Raw genomic sequence first — 21,811 nt, 5'->3', positions numbered from 1 at the left:
CGGTGCGGCCTTCGCGGCCTTGCTTTCCAATGTTTCCGCCACTTCCTCTCACTTCCCTTTTTTAAGCCACCGCATCGAAATAGGTGGCGAATTCAGCGCGTATCTCGGTTTCTTCCACCGTGTCGTGTTTCTTAATATAGGTCAGCGCCCGCTTTGCACGCTCCAGCGACGTGCCCTCGAGCCCCGTGGTCCGCGATGCGATGCCGGCCATCTCCTCGAAAACGCCGTTGCAGTGAAGGACCAGATCGCAGCCCGCCGCAAGGATCGAGGCCGCCTTTGTCGGGAAATCCCCAGAAAGTGCCTTCATCGAGGTGTCGTCGCTCATCAGCAACCCGTCGAAGCCGATCTCGCGCCGGATGATCTCGTCGATGACCTTGCCGGAGGTGGTCGCCGGATTGTTGGGGTCGATCGCGCTGTAGACGACATGCGCGGTCATCGCCATCGGCAGATGGCTGAGTTCCTTGAACGGAGCGAAATCATGCCGCTGCAGATCGCTGAGCGAGGCATTGACGACAGGCAATTCGAAATGCGTGTCGGCAAACGCCCGGCCATGTCCCGGAATGTGCTTCATGACGGGCAGTACCCCGCCCGACATCAGCCCTTCCGCGGCGGCGCGGCCGAGTTCAATCACCGGTCGCGGGTCGTTGCCATAGGCACGTGCACCGATGACGTCGCTGGCGCCCTCGATCGGCACGTCGAGCACCGGCAGACAATCGGCGGTGATGCCGTAGCGCAGCAGATCGAATGCATGCAGCCGCGCCATCAGCCAGGCGGCGCGAGCGCCGGCATCATGGTCGTCGCGCCACAGCGCGCCAAGCGCGCCGCCGGCCGGATAGTTCGGCGCCAGTGGCGGCCTCAGGCGTTGCACACGGCCGCCTTCCTGGTCGATGAACACCAGCGCGTCCGGACGCCCGATGCAGTCACGCATCTCGGCGACCAGATCGCGGATCTGTTCCGTCTCGCCGATGTTGCGCGCAAACAGGATGAAGGCCCACGGGCATTCATTGCGATAGAAATTGATTTCTTCGCGGGTGAGCGATTTCCCGGCACAGCCGAGGATCATGGATTTTGATTCGGTCATATCAGGAGTCTAAAGCTTCGCGCGGTCAAAGGGAATCATCCGGATCACAAGCGGTCAAACGCCAGATCTGCTTTCCCCATGAAAAAAGCCGGCGCGATGACCGCGCCGGCTTTTGACCGGTTGGCTCCGGCTCTAGCGCGAGACGAAGCAGTTGCCGCCGGCGGCCTTGTAGCTGGTGCACAAATTGATCGCATCATTGCGCGACTGAGCCGGCACGCGCACACGGTAGAACGTGCCCTTGCCGGCGATCTCGGCCTTGACGATGTTGGCGGTATGGCCGGCAAGCACGCTGCCGTAGCGGCGCTGCAGATCCTGATAGCTGGACTGGGCGCTTTCGACCGTCGGCTGTGAAGCGATCTGCATCGACCACGAACCACCGCCGGTCGCGGTCGATGCAGGATCGATGGACGCAACCTGATCGGGCTTGACCTCGCCGACGACATCGACCGGCTGGTCGGACGGGCGCTGCGGCGCGAGCGGAACCTTGGCCGGCGTGTTGGCCGATTGGGCCTTGGCCTCAGCCTTGGGCTTGGCTGCCGGCTTGAGGGCCGGCTCGTCGTCCGCCTGGGCAGCGGCAGGCGCCACGGTGCCGGTCTGGCCCGCATCAGCTTGCGCCAACGGGGCAACATGCTGCGGCGCCGGATCGACCGGCTCCGTTGCGGCCACCTGTGGGGCGGCGGGTGCCGGATCTTCACGCGGCACCAGCGAACCGTCCGACTTGACCACCATGGTCCTCACCTTGCGCGGCGCAACGGCGACGACATCGGCATTGGTGCCCTTGTCGGCATCCTGCAGCACCTGCGCGATGCGATCCTCGGACTTGGGCGCGGCCGCCATGTTGTCGGCCGAAGCGGCTACGGCAGTCGGCGCGGCGTTGCCGTCATCGGTTCCAACGACGGCTGCGGCGGCTGCGTTCTGGTCCGGCGAAAGATCGATGGCGCGGGCCGGGTCCTTCGCCTGGACGTCCACCGGTTCTTCGGTGTTGGTGACCAGCTTTTCCTGGACCGGCTCAGCGGCCTTCGCGCCCCTGACCGCATCATAGACCTTGTTGTCCTGGTTCGGCACCACGGCCCCACCCGGATTCTCCGGCTTGACCTTGATTGGCGCGTTGTCCGCCTTGACGATGACAGGCGCTTCGCTGCCGCCCTTGCCGCCGAAAGACAGCGCAAAGGCACCGAGGCCGCCTGCGACCGCCACCGCGCCGACAATCGCGGCGATGAACAGGCCACGTCCGCGCGAAGGCTTCGCGGCCTCACGCTCGTCGAGACCTGGAATAGCCATCGCCTCATCGAGTTCAGGATCGTAGTCGAGTTCATCGACGGTGAAATCATCCGCCTGTGAAGCCGGCTGGCTGCCGGGCAGATTGTCGAGATCGAAGCCATCGGCGGCATCGGCATAGCCCGTAGGCGCCGCCGCGCGGGCAGACACTTCCATCGGACGCGCCGCATAGGTCCGAGCTTCCGGCTCATAGCCCGGCTTGACGCTGTCATAGCCTGGCTTGACGCTGTCATAGCCCTGCGTGACCCCGTCATAACCCCGCTTGACGCTTTCATAACCCTGCTTGACGCTGTCATAGCCCTGCTTGACGCTGTCATAGCCCGGCTTGACCCCGTCATAGCTCGGCTTGAAGCCTGCGGCGTAAGCGTCATCATCGTAGGGCGCGCCGGCCACGTTGCTTGCGGGAGCGGCAGCGACCTCCACCGCGTTCATCTCGGAGAGAAGGCTGGAGAATTCGGCGTCGAGATCGTCATAGCCAGGCGACGCCGGCTGATCTTCCTCGAAGTGCAGTTCCGGAATATCGAGATCGTCCGCCAGCGCCACGACACGCTCGGGCACATCGACCGTCTCGACATCGGGCATGTCTTCATAACGCGCGGACTGGCGTGATGGCGGCGCGGATACAGGGGCGACGGTCTCGACCGGCTCGGCCGAACGGTAGGACGGTACCGCAGCGACTACCGGCGCCGCAGCCATGGATGCCATCGAAGCGGCCGGCTGAGCGCTAAACGCAGGCTGAGCACTAAATGACGGCTGCTGCGGAACCGGCGTCACGCGGCTCCACGAACGAGCCGGCTCGGGCGGCGTGGAACGCTCCGCCAGCCGATCGACAGAATCCGCCGAATTGTCCTGCGGATCCAGGCTTTTGGCCAAAGCCGCGTCGAACGCATCATTGTCGAAATCGACATCGCCATGTCCGGCGATGTCCGAGCCCGGATCCTGATCCTCAAGTTCATCGGGCCGAAGATCGTCGACATCCGCATCGGCTGCCTGGGCGGCGCCAAGATGCCGGGGGGCCTCAGGCGCGGTTTCTTCAAGATCCCAGTCGAGGTCGCCGACAAGATCGGCCGGTTCCTCAGTGGTCTCTGCAGCTGCAGGGACAGGCGACTGAGCGACGACAGCCGGATGAGCCATGACGGGCTCCTCCTTGGCCATAGGCACCGTGCGCGCGGTCATGGCACCCAGCAGCGCATTCAACTCGTCTTCCAGGCTTCGTTCGTCCGACATCGGAGCCTGCACCGCGTGTGCGACATTGGCTTCTGGCGCCGCAGCGGCAATTTCGGCGGCGGGTTCTTCGACTGTTTCGACAAACGTGTCGTCGAAGTTCAGGTCGAAAGCATCATCCGACGCCACTTCATCCGACGCCGCTTCAGGGCTGAGAGCCTCGCCCGTCGCATCCGCGCTATCGGCAAGCGCATCATGCGCTTCCGGCGCGTCGAATGCGACAGGCTCATCAGCGCGAATGTCAAAATCCATGTCGACATCAGCCATGGAATCGTCAAGGCGGTCGGCAAAATCCTCGTCGGAGGCAAGATTCTCGTCGGAGGCCTGGCCGTCACGCGCAGCCGCCTGCTCCGGCAGATACTCGACGGGATCGGCAGCCGTGTAGGGCTGTTCCGCCACCGAATGGTCGTCGAGCATCAGCTCGTCTTCGAGCGAGATCGCAACCGCTTCGTCGATTTCATGATCGGGGGCGGCCGTCTCGACAGCAGGCGCGTCGGCAACGGCAACAGCATGCTGGGCCTCTTCGGCTTCCTCGTCGATCCGGAAGTCCTGGTCGAGCGACGCGGCAAGCTCGTCCGCCATCGGCTGGTCGTCCTCGAAGGGAGAGACATCCTCAAGCGAACTGGCGACGGCATTGTCGAAATCAGCGTCGAAAGCCGGCTCGACAGACGGCGCGGCTTCGGCGGCGGCGGTATCGCTGGCGCCGGCGGCGTGGTCGTCGACATCAGTCATGTCCAGATGGAAATCGTCGTCGAGCGACGCGGCAAGCTCGTCGTCGTCCATTGTGCTGGCATCAGCAGCTTCGAACGCAGGCTCATGCTCGAAAGTCGGCTCGTGAGCCTCGGCAACCGGAGCGGCGTCGCTGTCGTCAGCGCCGAACTCGCCCATCATTTCCTTCTCGAGATCGATATCGAAATCGCTGTCTTCTGCCACGTGATCGGCGGCTGGGGCTTTCGGCTGGGCGGGCGGCTGCGGCTTGACCGGCTGGCGCGGGTCGAACCCCATGATCCTGGTCAGTTCCGCGAACGGATCATCGCCAGCGATGTCGTTGTTGTCGGCTACTCTCAGCTGGGTTCTATCTGCCATTATTGTTCCCGAACTCGCACTCATTCGGACGCCATGGACGTCGCGTAGGGTTGGCCCTTACCAGCGCAATGTGGGCAAAAGGTGACAGGTTTTTTAGTCAAACCTAACGCATTTCGGTGGGCGCGGCGGCTCCGATCAACGTCAGGCCGGACGTCAAAACGTCCGAAACAGCCTGCACCAGCCCTAGTCTGGCATGCGTCAATTGTCGGTCGTTAACCTTAACAAAACGTAAGTCCGGATTATCCGTGCCACGGTTCCAGTGTCCATGGAAGCTGGAAGCCAGATCATAGAGATAAAATGCCAGCCGATGCGGCTCGAGCGCAAGTGCTGCCGACTCGATCAGGCGCGGATATTCGGCAAGCTTGCGGATCAGGCCGATCTCGCCCTCGTCGGTCAGCAAAGCCACGGCGGACGCCAGGCTGTTGCGGTCGAAATTGGCTTCGCCCAACTGCTCGCTCGCCTGCCTGAACACCGAATGGCAGCGCGCCGAGGCATACTGCACATAGAACACCGGATTGTCTTTGGACTGCTCGGTGACCTTGGCGAAATCGAAATCCAACGGCGCATCGTTCTTGCGGTAGAGCATCATGAAGCGGATCGCATCGCGGCCGACCTCCTCCACCACTTCGCGCAACGTCACGAAATCGCCGGACCGCTTCGACATGCGCACCGGCTCTCCGTCCCGAAACAGCTTCACCAGCTGGCAAAGCAGCACGGTAAGTTTCACTTCGTCCCCGGCAATGGCCCGCGCCAAAGCTTCCAGCCGCTTGACATAGCCGCCATGGTCCGCGCCGAGCACATAGATCAGGTCGACGAAGCCGCGATCGACCTTGTCCTTGAGATAGGCGACGTCGGCGGCGAAATAGGTGAAGGAGCCATCGGACTTGACCAGCGCCCGGTCCATGTCGTCGCCGACCGCGGTCGAGCGGAACAGCGTCTGCTCGCGGTCCTCCCAATCGTCGGGCTTCTCGCCCTTGGGCGGCGGCAACTTGCCCTTGTAGATATGACCCTTCAGCGTCAAATCGTTGATCGCCGAGCGGATCTTCTTGGCATTGTCGGCGTGCAGCGTGCGCTCGGAGAAGAACACGTCGTGATGCACGTTGAGCATCGCCAGATCCTCGCGGATCATCGCCATCATCGCATCGATGGTGCGGTCCTTGACGATGGCGAGCGCCTCGTCGTCCGGCATCTGCAGGAGCGAGCGGTCGAACTCCTTGGCCAGCGCCTGACCGACAGGGACGAGATAATCGCCGGGGTAAAGACCAACCGGTATCTCGCCGATATCATCGCCAAGCGCCTCGCGGTAGCGCAGCATGACCGAGCGGCCGAGCACGTCGATCTGCGAGCCGGCATCGTTGATGACATATTCCTTGGTCACGTCGTAGCCGGCGAAGGCCATCAGGTTGGCGAGCGCGTCGCCGACGACGGCACCCCGGCAATGGCCGACATGCATCGGGCCTGTCGGATTGGCTGAGACATATTCGACATTGGTTTTCCGGCCACCGCCAACCGTCGAGCGGCCATAGTTGCGGCCCTCGCCAAGCAGCTCGGTCAGATGCGTCTGCCAGAAGCCGTCCTTCAGCCGGAGATTGACGAAACCAGGACCGGCCACGTCGGTGGCGGCGACATCCTTGTCGTCACGCAGGGCTTGCGCCAGTCTCTCTGCCAGCGCGCGCGGATTCTGGCCGGTCGGCTTGGCCAGCACCATTGCCGCATTGGTCGCCAGGTCGCCATGGCTGGCGTCGCGCGGCGGCTCGACGGCAATGCGCGACAGGTCCGGCGAGACGCCATTACTGTCTTTCAAATCAAGCGCTTCGACGGCTTTTATGATTCGCGCGGTGAAATCGGCGAAGATGTTCATGGGACTGGCTCTGGTGGCTTTGCAGGGAATCCGGCTCGTTGGCCGGCAAAATCGAGCCCGCCCTAGCTCAATTCAGGCGTATGGTCAAACAAACGCCGGTGCTCCTTGAGCGCATAGGTGTCGGTCATACCCGCCAGGAAGTCGGCGACGCTGCGCGCCTTGATGCGATCGTCGGCCCGATCCAGCCCCTCGCGCCAGCCGTCCGGCATGGCGCGCGGATCAGCAAAATAGGCGTCGAACAGATCCTTCACGATCTGCTCGGCGTCCGCGCGCACCCGCATGACTTCCGCGTGCCGATAGAGATGCTTGTAGAGAAAAGCCTTCAGTTCTTTCTCGAAGGCGGCCATTTCGGTCGAGAAAGTCACCATCGTCTCGCCCGCCGCTCTCACTGCATCGGCGCTCTGAGGCCTGATGCGCTCCAGATTGGCAGTGGTGGAGACGATGACATCCTCGACCATGGCGGTGATCTGCCGCCGCATCAGTTCATGGCCGGTGCGCACATCATCGAGGGAGGGATAGCGTGCGCGCACGCCTTTCAGAATGGTTCCGGGCAGCGAAACCGTCTCCAGCATGTCCAGCGTCAGCAGTCCTGCCCTCAAACCATCGTCGATGTCATGGTTGTTGTAGGCGATGTCGTCGGCGATCGCCGCGCATTGCGCCTCGATGCCGGCAAACCGGTCCAGTTCGAGGTCATGCAGCTGCGAATAGTCACGGATCGCCTGCGGCACCGGCCCTTTCAGACTTTGACCATTGGCGTCCGTCAGCGGCCCATTGTGCTTGACCAGACCTTCCAGCGTTTCCCAGGTCAGGTTGAGCCCGTCGAATTCGGCGTAGCGCGCTTCCAGCCTCGTCACGATGCGCAGCGATTGCGCATTGTGGTCGAAACCGCCCCAGGCGGCCATCTTCTCGTTCAGCGCGTCCTCACCAGTGTGGCCGAAAGGCGTGTGGCCGAAATCATGCACCAGTGCGACTGCCTCGGCGAGATCCTCGTCGCCGCGCAGCGCCCGTGCCAGGGCGCGCGCGATCTGTGCCACTTCGATCGAATGGGTCAGGCGGGTGCGGTAGTGGTCGCCTTCATGCGCGATGAAGACCTGCGTCTTGTGTTTGAGCCGGCGGAAGGCCGTCGAATGAATGATGCGGTCGCGGTCGCGCTGGAACGGCGTGCGGGTCGGGCTTTCCACCTCGTCGAAAAGCCGTCCGCGCGACTTTGCCGGATCGCAGGCATAGGCGGCGCGTGGCCGATAGCCGAATCCGATGTCGCCCAACTCATTGGTCATGGCTGATGCTGCCGCAGTTGACTTGGTCTAGTTGGCTTAGGTCTAGTTGGCTTCGGCCTGGTTGACTTGGCCCCTCGCGCTTCATACCTATCATGTGAAACCGAAAGCAAGGTGACGCCCATGGGCGCTGATGCCAAGACTGCCATGAAAGTCGATATGACCGAGGCCGCGGCCAGGCGGATCGCCAAGATTGTCTCGGGCGAGGCCGGCAAAACAGCGCTGCGCGTTTCGGTCGAAGGCGGCGGTTGCTCGGGCTTTTCCTACAAGTTCGACCTGGTCGAAGGTGCGAATGACGATGACGTCGCCATCGAAAAGGACGGCGCCACGGTGCTGATCGATGATCTGTCTCTGGTCTATATGGGCGGTTCGGTGATCGATTTCGTCGACGATCTGATGGGCCAGTCGTTCCAGATCAGGAACCCCAATGCCGTCGCCTCCTGCGGCTGCGGCACGAGTTTTTCCATATAGAATGCCTGCCATCGGCGCGGTCCGTCAGATCGCGCTGGCGGCCGGCCGCGACCTCGATACGACGCTGGCCTTCTGGCGCGACGTGCTAGGTATGGCTGTCCACGCGCGCTTCGATCCGCCGGGCATTGCCTTCATCATGGCCGGTGATATCAGGTTGCTGTTCACTGACGGCATACCAGCCGGAACCGTCTATCTCGACATATCGGGCCTCGACGATTTCCACGCCTCGGCAATCGCCGCCGGCGTCCCCTTCACCGCGCCGCCGATGCTTGTCCATCGCGACACCGAGGGCCAGTTCGGTCCAGCGGGGGAAAGCGAATGGATGGCCTTCCTAAAGGACCCGGCTGGCAATACGATCGGTCTCGTCGAACGCCATCCGCCGCAAGAGCCCAACTGATCAGCATCGGGACCATCATGAAAATCGTCACCTGGAACATCAACGGCGTGCGCGCCCGCATCGGCAACCTGACCCATTGGCTGACCGAAAGCGCGCCCGATATCGCCTGCCTCCAGGAGATCAAGACGGTCGATGAGCAGTTCCCGCGCGCCGAGATCGAGGCGCTTGGCTACAACGTCGAAACCCATGGCCAGAAGGGTTTCAATGGTGTCGCCATCCTGTCGAAATTGCGCTTCGACGAGGTCATCAGAGGCCTGCCTGGCGACGATGCCGATGAACAGGCGCGTTTCATCGAAGGCGTTTTCTCGACCGACAAGGGCGCATTGCGCGTCGCCTCGCTCTATCTGCCGAACGGCAATCCGATCGATGACGAGAAGAAGTTCTCCTACAAGCTGTCCTGGATGGCACGGCTGGAGCGCTGGGCGCAGGAACGACTTGCGCTTGAAGAGGCGCTGGTGCTGGCCGGCGACTACAACGTCATTCCCGAGCCGATCGACGCGCGGTTTCCGGAGAACTGGCTGGGCGATGCGCTGTTCCAGCCGCAGACGCGGCAAGCCTTCCGCCGGCTGCTCAACCTTGGGTTCACCGAAGCGGTGCGCGCGGTCACCGACGCGCCCGACACCTATACGTTCTGGGACTATCAGGCCGGCGCCTGGCAGAAGAACAACGGCATCCGCATTGACCATCTGCTGCTGTCGCCGGAAGCCGCCAACCGGTTCTCGTCCGCCTCGATTGAAAAGCATGTCCGCGCCTGGGAAAAACCCTCCGATCATGTGCCGGTGGCGATCGATCTCGCGCTGCAGCCCGCCTGAGAGAACCCTGGCCCGACGCCGGGCGACCTGCGCTCGACCTCATATAGCCACATTCCGGCGCATGATGGGAGACCAGCATGGCGGCTGGGGTTCCCATGACCATTCGATTTGCTCTTTGTCCGATCGGCCTGGCGTTTGCCGTGGCCGCTCCTGCCGCGGCACTTGCCGATCAGGAATGCCTGGCCGATGGAAAATCCTATCAGCTCGGCCAGGTCGCCTGTCTGACGGTTGCCGACCAGAGCCATCTGGCCCGTTGCGACATGGTGCTCAACAACACCTCGTGGACGAAGGTCGGGGACAGCTGCCCCGCAAACACAATGGCGCCGCGCCTGCACGCCACGCCGATCTCGACGCCGGCACCTAGCATGGTGCCGACGGAGCCGACCGAGAACTGATCAAGATTCTATTGGCGAGGCTGGCGTGGCCGCCAGACTACTGGTCTGCGTTGTTGCCCTTGGTGAGGAAGTCATCGGCCAGCGAGATCGCGGTGCGGCGGTCGGCTTCGCCGGCGGTGGCGAATGCCTCTTCCTGCATGCCGCGTATCCAGGGCTGGTCGGCCGGCGAAGCGCGTTCGAGCGCTGCCGTCATCATCGCCAGGCCGCGAACGATCTTGCCGCTCTGGAACAACAGGTGGCCTAGCGTCGCCTGTGCGCCGGCATGGCCCTTCTCGGCGGCGAGCTGGAACCAGCGCCCGGCCTGCTTGACGCTGGCCTTCACGCCGCCCTCGCCTTTCAGGAACATCTGCCCCATCTCGAACTGTGCGTTCGGATTGCGGTAGTTGGCGGCGGCGCGCATGTAATATTCCTGGGCCGCCACCTCGTTCTCGGTGACCGGACTGCCGGGAATGCCCTTGCGCAGATAGTCGCCAAGCGCCACCAGCGCGTCGGAGACGTAGCTTTCCTCGGGCGAGCCGGGCTCGACATCCTGGTCGACGATCTCCGAGAAGAACTTGAACGCCTCATAGTCGTCGCGCGCCACGCCGTCGCCTTCGGCATACATGCGGGCGAGTTTCCAGGTGGCGCCGATCTGGCCGTTTTCGGCGGCGTATTTGTAGGCCTCGGCAGCCTGTTCCTTGTGGCCGTTCTTGTAGGCGGAGAAGCCGAACTGGAACACGGCCCACGGGCTGGACTGCGGCTTCACGCCGGTCTTGTCGTCGAACACCTTGTCATCGAAGGCCATGGCCTGGCCCACGGCGCCAAAGGTCGCGCCAAAAGTGGCGGCCACGACCAGTGCCGAAAAGACAGACGACCTCAACAACTCAGATGTCCGCATAGCAATGTGTTTCTTTCGCACCGCCCGGATGGGTCACCGCGCCATCGCGCGCCGGTCCAACCGTCTGTGCATATTTCCATATCGCGCCCGACTGATAGTCGGTCGTGCGCGCCTTCCAGGTCTTTGCCCTCGCCGCCAGTTCGCTATCGGACAACGCCACGTCGATGGTGCCGTTCACCGCGTCGATCGAGATCAAATCGCCATCCCTGAGCAGCCCGATCGGACCGCCGACGGCTGCCTCGGGCCCGACATGGCCGATGCAGAAACCGCGCGTCGCGCCCGAAAAGCGCCCGTCAGTGATCAGCGCCACCTTGCCGCCCATGCCCTGGCCGTAGAGCGCTGCCGTCGTCGACAGCATCTCGCGCATGCCTGGGCCGCCGCGCGGCCCTTCGTAACGAATGACGAGAACCTCGCCTTCCCTGTAGTTGCGATGCGTCACCGCCTCGAAACATTCCTCTTCCGAATCGAAACAGCGCGCCGGACCGGAGAACTTCAGCTCCGCCATGCCCGCGACCTTCACGATCGCGCCTTCGGGGGCAAGGTTTCCCTTCAAGCCCACGACACCGCCGGTTTGGGTAATGGGCCTATTGGCCGGGCGGACCACATCCTGATGCTCATTCCAGGCAACGTGCTGCATGTTTTCGGCCAAAGTGCGGCCAGTCACGGTCATGCAGTCGCCATGCAGATAGCCGTGGTCGAGCAGCGTCTTCATCAACAGCGGAATGCCGCCGGCCTCGAACATGTCCTTGGCGACATATTTGCCGCCCGGCTTGAGATCGGCGATGTAAGGCGTCTTCTCGAAAATCTTCGCCACGTCGAACAGGTCGAATTTGATGCCGGCCTCGTGCGCGATCGCCGGCAGATGCAGTGCTGCGTTGGTCGAGCCGCCGGTTGCCGACACCACGGTCGCCGCATTCTCCAGTGCCTTCAGCGTGACGATGTCGCGCGGCCGAATATTTTTCGCGATCAGTTCCATGATCTTTTCGCCCGAGGCGAAATTGAAACGGTCGCGCATCTCGTAAGGCGCCGGCGCGCCGCAGGAATAGGGCAGCGCCAGGCCGATCGCCTCGGCGACTGTGGCCATGGTGTTGGCGGTGAACTGGGCGCCGCAGGAGCCGGCCGACGGACAGGCGGCCTGCTCGATTTCAAGCAGTTCGGCATCATCGATCGTGCCGACCGAGTGTTGGCCGACAGCCTCGAACACATCCTGCACGGTGATCTGGCGGCCGCGATAGCTGCCTGGCAGGATCGAACCGCCATAGATGAAGATCGACGGCACGTTGAGACGCACCATGGCCATCATCATGCCGGGCAGCGACTTGTCGCAACCGGCCAGCCCGACCAGCGCGTCGTAGCAATGGCCGCGCATGGTTAGCTCGACCGAATCGGCGATGACCTCGCGCGACACCAGCGAAGATTTCATACCCTGGTGGCCCATGGCGATACCGTCGGTGACGGTGATGGTGCAGAATTCGCGCGGCGTGCCGCTGGCCGCCGCGACGCCCTTCTTGACCACCTGTGCCTGGCGCATCAGCGAAATGTTGCAGGGCGCCGCCTCGTTCCAGCAGGACGCGACGCCGACCAGCGGCTGCGCGATCTCGGCCGCCGACAAGCCCATCGCATAGAGATAGGAACGGTGCGGCGCACGCGCCGGACCAACAGTCACATAGCGGCTGGGGAGCTTGGCCTTGGAAATGACTTTGGCGTCCATACTCTTCCTTGCCCCACATCTTCCCTGCAAAGGGGGCGGTGCGGCCTGCCCCATCGCCGAGCCTTTTGGCGCGTATCCCGAGACAAGATCGAGGTGCGCCGGGTTTATGGCGGGAAATGGGCAATTCCCCCGGCCTGACTTCTAGCGCAGGGGTTGTTCAGAAAGTGTTGCCAAAACGTCACAATCGCATGAGGCGGAACTGGTGCGGCCAATATGCAACGCAGCTAAGCTGCCGCAGCCGCGAGACCGCTCCTTCCGAGCTGGTAACAATAAAAAAGCCGGGCAATGCCCGGCCCTTTTATTCGTCTTTACAGAGGCTTAGAACTTGATCTTGAGACCGCCTGAAATCGCAGTGACCAGATCGTTGCCGAAGTCATAGCTGACTTCCTCGCCGGCCACGTAGCCATTGTCACCAGCCACCGTCCCTGAGTGGCCACTGGTCAGCACGCCGATCGCACCGGCCAGACGAACCTCGATGTTTGGCTTGGGCGTGTAGGCGACGCCGCCTCCCAGTGTCCAGGTATCGGTCTGCGAACCGTAGCCATGCGACGTGCCGCGATCCCAGGAAAGCTGGCCGGCCGCACTCCACTGATCGTTGAACTTGTGGCCGAGGCCGCCGGTGACGGTCCAACCGTCACGGTACATCAGGTCCAGTGAGGTGATCTGGCCTGAATGCAGGGCATCACCCGTAACGCATGCCGCGGCGGGAGTACCTACGACGCAAATCGGAACACTCTGCAGCAGGCTCCAGTTGACCCACTTCAGCGAACCGAAGGCGAGCCAGTCCGGCGCAATCCCCGACTGCAACTTCAATTCTACCGTGTCCGGCATATACTCCGTCGCACCATAGATCGGCAGCACGACAAGGCCAACACGCGTCAAGTCCAGCGTGCCCGAGATGTTGTCGAGCTTGACCCGCGAATTGTAGACGAGGCTCGCGCGCAGCGCGATCTCTGGGATTTCATAGGCGAGGCCGGCGCGCCAGCCCCAGCCGGTGCCCTTGAGATCGACACGGCCGGTGCCCTGGAAGCCCGGCACCAACGGCGACACCAGGTCTTGCTTGAAGCCATAGACCTCCTGGTAGTAGACGCCACCGATGAAGCGAACCTGGCCTTTGCCGGCATCCATCTTGTAGGAGCAGGTCGTGGCGTAGTTGTCGCTCTTGATGTCGGTTTCCATGTTGGACTCGGCACCGGCCCACAAACCCGGATTTGTATGCGCGCCCCACGGCTGGGAATAGTCGAACATACAGTCGACGCCTTTAACGAGCTCAGCCTTGACGCCGATACGCGGCACCCAGTAGCTCTCGCTGTCGTTCGCCGTGCTGCCGAGGAATGTCACATTGCCGTCGCTCGGGTCGGTGTCCACCGCATTCTTGAGTTTGCGTTGCGGCATCACGTAGGTCGCTTCGGCTTCCGTAGCGAACGGAGCCGGATCGAACAAAAGATCGATGTCGTAGCCGCCGCGCTCGATGCCGCCGGCATGCGCCGAACTCATCGCCGTTCCGATCAAAGCAAGCGAAAAGCACCCTGCCCCCAGCAGCGTTTTCAGTCGCAGAATAGTCATGAATGTCCTCCCCGAATTCGAGTGCATCGAGCTAGAACCAATTCAGGTTAACGGTGCAACAACGAATTCAAGGGCGTACACGTACATATTCGCCAGGCGCACTTTCGACAAAATGCAACCGGACGCAGCAGAGCCGAAAAACGGCCCATCCGGGGGTGTCGTCCCAAAAAAACGGAGAAAAAACGCCAAAAAAGGCTCAAGAATAGTGCTTTTTGGGGGGCAAAGGCCCCATTGTTACATTATGGCAACAATGGGGCAAAAACTTCCGTTTACGTCAACATTAACGCTACGGAATGTCGACTTTCGGGGTAAAAACGGTCCCACTTTAGAGCGCTCTAAAGTCTCGCGAATCTACCCTCAACCGGCGTCGCGAACCCTGGTCAACGCGACCGAAAGCTTCTCCTGCGCGTCACGGTATTCGGCGAGCTTTTCACGCTCGGCTTCGACGATCTCGGCGGGCGCGCTGGCGACGAATCTTTCGTTGGACAGCTTCTTGTGCAGGCGCGCGATTTCCTCGGTCACCTTGGCCAGTTCTTTCTGCAGCCGCGCAGCCTCGGCGGCGAGATCGATCAGGCTGCCGAGCGGCAGGCAGATCGTCGCCTCGTTGAGCACGATCTGCGCCGAGCCCTTTGGAGCGACATCGGCCAGCGAGATGTCGCCGACCCGCGCTAGCCGCTTGATCGCCGAGTCCTCACGAACAAGCCGTTCACGAGTCACACCATTGGCGCCGACCACCACCAGCGGTGCAATGGCTGCCGGCGGCACGTTCATCTCCGAGCGCACGGAACGGATGCCCGAGACGAGGTCGACCAGCCAGTTGATGTCGGCGGCGGCATCCGCGTCTTCGAAGTCCGGCGACGGCCATGCCGCATGGCACAGCAGCGAGGCGCGTTCCCTGCCTTCGCCAGCGGTCTGCGCCCACAGCTCCTCGGTCATGAACGGCATCATCGGATGCAGCAGCTTGTAGATTTCATCCAAAACGAAGGCGACGCAGGCACGGCTTTCGGCCTTGGCTGCCTCGTCGGTGCCCATGAACACCGGCTTCAGCAGTTCCAGGTACCAGTCGCAGAACAGGTTCCAGACGAAGCGGTAGGCAGCCCCCGCCGCTTCGTTGAAGCGGTATGAGGTGATGCCGTCGGTGATCTCTCGCGCGGCACGCGTCAATTCGGTGAGTATCCAGCGGTTGACCGCCAGCTTGGCGTCGTTCAGCCAGAAATCGTCGTTGCGCGCGACCTCGTTCATCTCGGCAAAACGCGTCGCGTTCCACAGCTTGGTGCCGAAATTGCGATAGCCGGCGATGCGCGCCGGGTCGAGCTTCACGTCACGGCCTTGCGCCGCCATCACCGTCAGCGTGAAGCGCAGCGCATCGGCGCCGTATTCGTCGATGAGATCGAGCGGGTCGATGACGTTGCCCTTCGACTTCGACATCTTCTGCCCGTTCTTGTCGCGCACCAGCGCATGGACATAGACGGTGTGGAACGGCTCCTCATCCATGAAGTGCAGGCCCATCATCATCATGCGGGCGACCCAGAAGAAGATGATGTCGAAGCCGGTCACCAGCACGTCGGTCTGGTAGTAGGTCTTCAGTTCGGGCGTCTCATCCGGCCAGCCGAGTGTCGAGAACGGCCATAGCGCCGATGAGAACCATGTATCGAGCACATCCTCGTCGCGGGTCAGTATCTCGCCCGGCTGGAAATTCTCAAGCTTGTCCTCGACCCAGGCCTTCCACGGCCCTTCCAGCGCCAGATAATATTCGATCGCCGCGCTCAGCGCCTCTTCCTCGGTCTTCTCGACAAAGACGCGCCCGTCCGGCCCGTACCAGGCTGGGATCTGGTGACCCCACCAGAGCTGGCGCGAGATGCACCAGGGCTGGATGTTCTCCATCCAGTCGAAATAGGTCTTTTCCCAGTTCTTCGGCACGAAGTTGGTGCGGCCCTCACGCACCGATGCGATCGCCGGTTTGGCCAGTTCCGCCGCGTTGGCATACCACTGCTCGGTCAGGAACGGCTCGATCGGCACGCCGCCTCGGTCGCCATGCGGCACGGCGTGGCGATGCGGCTCGACCTTTTCGAGGAAGCCGCCTTCTTCCATCAACTCGACGATCTTCTTGCGCGCGACGAAGCGGTCGAGGCCGTCGAGTTCATCCCAGACCGCCTGACGCTCCGGCGTCACCTCGAGACCGGCAAGAAAATCCTCATTATCCCTGAGACTTACCGCCGCCTCCGTGGTCAGGATGTTGATCGCTGGCAGCTTGTGGCGCTTGCCGACCTCGAAGTCGTTGAAGTCGTGCGCCGGCGTGATCTTGACCGCGCCGGAGCCCTTCTCAGGGTCGGAATACTCATCCGCCACCACGGGAATCTTGCGGCCGACGATCGGCAGAACGATGTTCTTGCCGACCAGATGCCGGAAACGCTCGTCGTCGGGGTGCACGGCAACGGCCGTGTCGCCCAGCATCGTCTCGGGGCGCGTCGTCGCCACGGTGATGAAGGTTTTCGGATTCTCCGGGTCGAAGACCTGACCCTCGATGGGATAGCGGAAGTGCCAGAGATTGCCGTTGACCTCCTGCTGCTCGACCTCGAGATCGGAGATCGCGGTGAGCAGCTTCGGATCCCAGTTCACAAGGCGCTTGTCCTTGTAGATCATCCCTTCCTTGTAGAGCGTGACGAACACTTCGAGGACGGCCTTGGACAGGCCTTCGTCCATGGTGAAACGTTCGCGTGACCAGTCGGCGGAGGCACCGAGCCGCTTCAGCTGGTTGAAGATCGCGCCGCCGGATTCGGCCTTCCACTCCCACACTTTTTCGATGAACTGCTCGCGGGTCAGGTCGCGGCGGTGGATGTGCTTCTCCATCAGCTGCCGCTCGACCACCATCTGCGTGGCGATGCCCGCATGGTCCATGCCCGGCTGCCACAAGACGTTCTTGCCACGCATGCGCTCGAAGCGCACCAGTATGTCCTGCAGCGTGTTGTTGAGCGCGTGCCCCATATGCAGCGAACCGGTGACGTTCGGCGGCGGGATGACGATGGTGAAGGCTTCCGCCCCCTCCTCGGCCCCGGCACCGGCGCGAAACGCGTCGGCCTCTTCCCAGACTTTGGCGATCTTCGGCTCGACGGTTTTGGCGTCGTAGGTCTTTTCAAGCATGGGAAAATGGTCCGCGCTGTCGGGAGTTTTGCTGGTCCGGTGTAAATCGGAAGGTTCTGGCCAAGTCAACCGCAAGGGCTGTCTCTGACCCACGACGTCAAATAGGCGTGGCCCAGGTCATTTCAACGGAAAGCGACCCATCGATCGGTAGCAGGACCCTATTCCTCCGGTCCAGGCGCGGCGCTCGAGCCTTGACCCGCAAGCATCACGGCAATACGCTGCCAACGCTGCTGTAGGGCGCATCGGCTTCCGGCCGGAGGGGCATTGCCCGCCTACGCCACCTCAACCCGCAATGCGCCCATGCCAACCCTCGAACACCACAAGAAACAGGCCAAGCTCTATCTCAAATGGCACCGCGAACGGTACTATCCCGTTGCCGCTGTGATTGGATGGATCTTGCCGCGTTTCCGCAATCTGACCGATAGTCAGATCCTCGATCACGGTTTCAAGCTTGCCGATGCCCAGGAACTGGTCGCCAGGAAATCAGGTTTCGATAGCTGGCAGGCGCTGAAGAAAGGCCTTCAAACCGTGACCGACCGCATAGCAATAGATGCCGAAAAGCCGTTCCTGGCCTTTGCCGAACCTCAGCTCTTTGTCTCCAATATTGAAGCGGCCTGTGGTTTCTACCGGCAAAAGCTCGGCTTCGAGACGCGCTTCACCTATGGCGAACCGCCCTTCTACGCACAAATCATCCGCGATGGTGCGCGGCTCAATCTGCGCCATGTCGACAAGCCGCCTTTCACCACCAGTCACGGCGACGATCTCCTGGCGGCGACGATTGCCGTCGACAACATCAAGGCGCTGTTCCTGGAATATCAGGCGGCCATGGCCCCTTTCCAGCAGACATTGCGAACCGAACCGTGGGGCGCCCGCACGTTCATCATCAAGGATCCCGACGGAAACCTTGTCTGCTTCGCGACCAGCGCGAGTCGACCTCACCAAAAGAAACGGCGCCACGAAGGCGCCGTTTCTTTGGTAATCGGTATGGAGAATTATTGCGCGCCGCGCGCCACGCGCTCGATCTCCTCGCGCACAAGCCTTTCGACCAGAGTCGGCAGATTGTTGTCGAGCCAATCCTGCAGCATCGGGCGCAGCATCTCTTCGGCCATCTCGTCGAATGTCTTCTTGCCGCGACTGGCAAACGCATCGGAAAGCTCACCAAAGGCGGCGGCAACCTGCCGGCCGGTGTGCTCGGAAACGATGGCCGCACGCGGCGCATCACTGGCCGCGGCTGGCCGCACCACGTCTGGACGAGGCGGCTCGGAGGCTGCTTCCGCGCTCGCTTCATCCCTTGAGTTGTCCACTGGCGGCTGGGCAACCGGCTTGCGTGCCTCGGCCCTGTCCGACACCATTTTGGCCTGCTCACCAACCGCGGCGATCTCACGCCGCCAATCGGCAACGGGGGCGTCGTGGGCAGTGACGGGACGCAGTGCCGGCGCGTTGGCCGGCTCGGCGGCAACCCGGGCGCTGACCTCGGCAAGTGTCATCGATGACTTTGTAGGGGCTGGTTCGGGGCGCACCGGCGTTTCCGTACGCGCGATCACCGGCTCGACGGCCGGCAGTTGCGCCTGGACTTCCGCCAGCGTGACCGGCTTCCTGATCTCGGGAGCGGCATGCAGGTCGGCACGGAATGCCTCGACGTCGGGGGCAGCATCGGCGTTCGGCGCCGGCTCCAGATCCTGGCGAAACTCATCGGCGTCGCCCGGCTGCTTGCGGCCGCCATCGCTGTCCTCGATGATCCGCCTGATGGAAGCCAGTATCTCTTCCATGGAAGGTTCGCGCTGTGCACTGCTTGCCGTCGCCATCGTCACATCCGCCGCCTTTGTGACCCCTGTGGGATTTCCGCTCCGGCAAAGCCGGATCGAATCATGGCAACAGCGTAACCGACGGATCGCCGCACGAGAATCCCCAATCTGGGGACTTGTGGGATTTCAACAGATTAGCGCGATCTTGAAAGCCACGAGCTGCGGAGCAAAAAATCCTGCTCAAACGGCGAGACGGCTAAACCCGGGCCGAACGCCCTCAGCGGCCGTCCGGCGTGCGCAGGCCGATCCACTTGTCCTTGACGGCGTTGTAATGCTCTTCAGGCTTATATTTCGCCACCTGCAGGCCAAGGCGGTCGACGGACAGGCGGCCGGTCGCCTGCAGGATGGCGTAGCTCGCCACCACCACATCATGCTCATAACCGGCCTGGTTGATCTCGGCGGTGATGACCGTAGCCTGTGCGTTGAGGACGTCGAGCGTCGTGCGCTGACCGACATTGCGTTCTTCGATGACGCCGTTCAACGCCAGCTTCGCGGCCTCGATGACTTGCCTGTTGGCCGTCAGCTGCTGCTGAGCGGCAGTGTACTCGGTCCAGGCGGCGGTGACGGCCTGGCGCACCTGGTCTCGGCTGACGTCGACCTCGATGCGGGCCTGGCTGAGCGATTCCTTATCCTGACGCACGATCGCCGAGGTGCGGCCACCAGAATAGATCGGGATGGTCAGCGTTGCCCCGACACTGGCCGAGTTGGTTGTGCCGTCCTGCGTCGAGAAGGCACCCGGCACAGTGTTGCGATAGGCGCTCGAGACGCCGGCGGAAGCCGACAGCTGCGGCAGCAGCGCGCCTTCGGCCGATTTCACCGAAAACGCGGCGGCGTCGACCAGATGCTGGGTGGCAAGGATGGCCGGGTGCTCGTTCGAGGCCACCCCGATGGCGGCGGCGAGGCTCGACGGCAACAGCTTTGCCACCGGCGAAGCGCCTTTGAGCTTGCCTGGTTCGTCGCCGACGATCTGGCGATAGCTCGCGGCACTTGCCAACGCCTGCGCCCGGGCGGCACTCAGCGATGCCACCGCGGCGGCCCGCGAAGCGTCGGCCTGCGCGACGTCGGTGCGCGTGCCTTCGCCAACCTCGAAGCGCGAACGCGCAGCGCGCGCCGTTTCGGTCAGGAATTGCAGGTTCTGCTCGGTCAGCACTGCGACCTGCCGGTCGCGAATCACGTTCATATACGCCTGCGCCGCGCTGAACAGGGTATTCTCTTCGGTGTTGCGCAGGCTTTCGACCGACGCGCGAACCTGTGATTCGGCGGCAGCCACATTGTTCCGGGTCTGAAAGCCGTCGAACAGCGTCTGATTGATCTGGACGCCAAAATTCCCGGTGGTCAGCCGTATACTCCGATCCGTGCCGTTGAGATGGCTGCTGGAGTAGTCGATTTCCGCCGAACCGTTGATGATCGGACGATAGCCCGACTTGGCGATGGCGACGCTCTCATCGGTGACACGAACGCCGGCGCGGGCCGAATTCAGCGAAGAATTGTACTGATAGGCCTTTGCAAGCGCGCCGGAGATGGTTTCCGCCGAAGCGGTCAGTGGGGACAGCATGGTCGCCGAAACGAGGACGGCGGTGAAAAGTGACTTGCGTACAGACGGCACGGTTAAACCCTCATTCGTTTTCCATGGGAACTGCGCCGCACCGGCTTCTCATTCTGATCAGCCGGCGCCGCGTGTTCGATGTTCCCTGCTGCTCAAGCCCCAAAGTGCCCCCAGTTTGCGGATCAGCAACAATTGTTCAAATGCAAGCGACCATGACAAAGCCTCTGCTGCAAGGCAAAATCATTCAGAACTCGAAAGCACGAATACGTTCAAATCCCGGTAGTGGCTTAATTGCCGCATTAAATGCGCGTCTTCCGGTTACAACCCCCCCGGCTTTGAAAAAAAGGCGCGCCACGCCGGAATTGCCCTGCCCTTCGACGGCGACGAGTCGGCCGCCCTCGGCAAGCTGATCGAGCAGCGGCACTGGGACTTCCGCGACGCTGCCGCCGACGAAGATGACATCATAAGGCGCCTGGGCGGCATGCCCCTGCGGCAACGCCCCCTGGACAACGGTCACATTGCCGCAACCAAGCGATGAAAGCGTCGACCTGGCGGTTTCCGCCAGCACCGAATCGCTTTCGAGAGCCACCACGGACCCGGCCAGCCGCGACAGGATCGCCGAAGCGTAGCCGGTGCCGCAGCCGACATCGAGCGCCGAATCGGTCGGGTTGATCTCAGCCAGCTGGATGAGCTTGGCCAGCGGCGAGGCTTCCATCAGGTAGCGCGCGCCGTCCGCGCCCGCGGCAATGCGGATGTCCTCGTCGATATAGGCGAGATCGCGCTGGGCGGCGCCGACAAAGGCTTCTCTTGGCACGACAAGCATGGCGTCGAGCAGCGGCGCGCTGGTCACATCGGTGGTGCGAACCTGGCCGTCGACCATCTTGACGCGAAGCTCGGAGAAATCAGCGCTCATGTCCCAACCAATCCGCTTGCCGCGCCAGAACCGCGGTTCATTATGTCAGGAACTTCAGGCCCCAGCGCTGTAGCGCGGGGGCCCGGGCATTGGAGGCCTCGCCCGGAATCGAACCGGGGTGCAAGGATTTGCAGTCCTCTGCGTAACCACTCCGCCACGAGGCCTCGTTGCTCCCGGCGTTCCACCCGGTTCCAATAGGTTGCGGCGAAAATGCCGTCAAGCGGCCACCGTGCATTCCGAACGGTTTCCTCTGCGCCAACCCGGGCAGACCCCGCCAATCGTCAGGCCCGGGCCTGCCGCAGAGCGGAGAGCTTTTGCGCCACGCCGTCGACGGCCTGTCCATCGAAGGCGCGGGCAACCTGAGGCTTGCCTC

Annotated in this window: 15 protein-coding genes, 1 tRNA gene and 1 pseudogene; 5 read left to right on the top strand and 12 right to left on the bottom strand. The window is 62.7% G+C overall.

The genetic code is table 11. The features are described from left to right. Positions 1 to 61: 61 nt before the first annotated feature. From nagZ to NKI38_RS04690, 4 genes are all read right to left on the bottom strand, one after another. Positions 62 to 1,081 carry a beta-N-acetylhexosaminidase gene (gene nagZ / locus NKI38_RS04705; RefSeq protein ID WP_352655199.1) on the bottom strand — a complete coding sequence of 340 codons (1,020 nt, stop codon included), beginning with the start codon at positions 1,079 to 1,081 and terminating at the stop codon, positions 62 to 64. 132 nt (positions 1,082 to 1,213) lie between these two features. Further along, positions 1,214 to 4,669 (bottom strand): SPOR domain-containing protein, encoded by a 3,456-nt coding sequence (locus NKI38_RS04700; RefSeq protein ID WP_352655196.1) that lies wholly within the window; start codon positions 4,667 to 4,669, stop codon positions 1,214 to 1,216. A 103-nt stretch (positions 4,670 to 4,772) separates the two neighbouring features. Then, positions 4,773 to 6,530: an arginine--tRNA ligase gene (gene argS, locus NKI38_RS04695; protein ID WP_352655194.1), complete on the bottom strand. Its 1,758-nt coding sequence runs from the start codon at positions 6,528 to 6,530 to the stop codon at positions 4,773 to 4,775. Positions 6,531 to 6,592: 62 nt separating this feature from the next. Then, positions 6,593 to 7,807, bottom strand: a complete 1,215-nt coding sequence (locus tag NKI38_RS04690; RefSeq protein ID WP_352655192.1) for a deoxyguanosinetriphosphate triphosphohydrolase — start codon at positions 7,805 to 7,807, stop codon at positions 6,593 to 6,595. A gap of 120 nt (positions 7,808 to 7,927) precedes the next feature. Here NKI38_RS04690 and erpA point away from each other — a divergent pair, with 120 nt between their 5' ends. The 4 genes from erpA to NKI38_RS04670 all read left to right on the top strand — a co-directional run bounded on the left by erpA (position 7,928) and on the right by NKI38_RS04670 (position 9,879). Continuing rightward, positions 7,928 to 8,275 carry an iron-sulfur cluster insertion protein ErpA gene (gene erpA, locus NKI38_RS04685; protein ID WP_352655190.1) on the top strand — a complete coding sequence of 116 codons (348 nt, stop codon included), beginning with the start codon at positions 7,928 to 7,930 and terminating at the stop codon, positions 8,273 to 8,275. A 1-nt stretch (position 8,276) separates the two neighbouring features. Further along, positions 8,277 to 8,672, top strand: coding sequence for a VOC family protein (locus NKI38_RS04680; RefSeq protein WP_352628008.1), 396 nt, complete (start codon positions 8,277 to 8,279; stop codon positions 8,670 to 8,672). A 17-nt stretch (positions 8,673 to 8,689) separates the two neighbouring features. Next, on the top strand, positions 8,690 to 9,484 hold the full coding sequence (xth, locus tag NKI38_RS04675; protein ID WP_352655187.1) for an exodeoxyribonuclease III: 795 nt from the start codon (positions 8,690 to 8,692) through the stop codon (positions 9,482 to 9,484). A 77-nt stretch (positions 9,485 to 9,561) separates the two neighbouring features. Continuing rightward, a complete protein-coding gene (locus tag NKI38_RS04670) occupies positions 9,562 to 9,879 on the top strand; it encodes a hypothetical protein (RefSeq protein ID WP_352655185.1) in 318 nt (105 codons plus the stop codon). 37 nt (positions 9,880 to 9,916) lie between these two features. On the opposite strand, the gene NKI38_RS04665 is transcribed toward NKI38_RS04670, so the two are convergent. From NKI38_RS04665 to NKI38_RS04650, 4 genes are all read right to left on the bottom strand, one after another. Beyond that, entirely contained in the window at positions 9,917 to 10,756 is an 840-nt protein-coding gene (locus tag NKI38_RS04665) for a tetratricopeptide repeat protein (protein WP_352655183.1), read from the bottom strand. Continuing rightward, positions 10,743 to 12,467 (bottom strand): dihydroxy-acid dehydratase, encoded by a 1,725-nt coding sequence (gene ilvD, locus NKI38_RS04660; RefSeq protein ID WP_352655181.1) that lies wholly within the window; start codon positions 12,465 to 12,467, stop codon positions 10,743 to 10,745. Before ilvD ends, NKI38_RS04665 begins: the two co-directional genes overlap by 14 nt. Before the next feature lie 318 nt (positions 12,468 to 12,785). After that, positions 12,786 to 14,033: an outer membrane protein transport protein gene (locus NKI38_RS04655; protein WP_352655179.1), complete on the bottom strand. Its 1,248-nt coding sequence runs from the start codon at positions 14,031 to 14,033 to the stop codon at positions 12,786 to 12,788. Positions 14,034 to 14,390: 357 nt separating this feature from the next. After that, the gene (locus NKI38_RS04650; protein WP_352655177.1) at positions 14,391 to 17,174 is read right to left on the bottom strand and encodes a valine--tRNA ligase; all 2,784 of its coding nucleotides are present in this window, start codon (positions 17,172 to 17,174) and stop codon (positions 14,391 to 14,393) included. Between the two features lie 300 nt (positions 17,175 to 17,474). Between NKI38_RS04650 and NKI38_RS04645 the strand changes: the two are divergent. After that, positions 17,475 to 18,101, top strand: a pseudogene (locus NKI38_RS04645) (bleomycin resistance protein); the annotation flags it as partial. A gap of 65 nt (positions 18,102 to 18,166) precedes the next feature. Here the strand turns inward: NKI38_RS04645 and NKI38_RS04640 are convergent. The 4 genes from NKI38_RS04640 to NKI38_RS04625 form a co-directional block, all read right to left on the bottom strand. Next, complete coding sequence (locus NKI38_RS04640; RefSeq protein ID WP_352655175.1) at positions 18,167 to 18,979, bottom strand: PopZ family protein; 813 nt, start codon at positions 18,977 to 18,979, stop codon at positions 18,167 to 18,169. Positions 18,980 to 19,196: 217 nt separating this feature from the next. Next, positions 19,197 to 20,585, bottom strand: a complete 1,389-nt coding sequence (locus NKI38_RS04635) for a TolC family outer membrane protein (RefSeq protein ID WP_352655173.1) — start codon at positions 20,583 to 20,585, stop codon at positions 19,197 to 19,199. A gap of 184 nt (positions 20,586 to 20,769) precedes the next feature. Then, positions 20,770 to 21,438: a protein-L-isoaspartate O-methyltransferase family protein gene (locus NKI38_RS04630; protein ID WP_352655171.1), complete on the bottom strand. Its 669-nt coding sequence runs from the start codon at positions 21,436 to 21,438 to the stop codon at positions 20,770 to 20,772. Between the two features lie 90 nt (positions 21,439 to 21,528). Then, a tRNA-Cys gene (locus tag NKI38_RS04625) sits at positions 21,529 to 21,602 on the bottom strand. Positions 21,603 to 21,811 lie beyond the last annotated feature (209 nt).

Source organism: Mesorhizobium sp. M0621, from assembly GCF_040320745.1.
Taxonomy (GTDB): Bacteria; Pseudomonadota; Alphaproteobacteria; order Rhizobiales; family Rhizobiaceae; genus Mesorhizobium.
The sequence above is the reverse complement of the archived record's forward strand: the minus strand, read 5'-3'. Positions and strand labels throughout refer to the sequence as shown.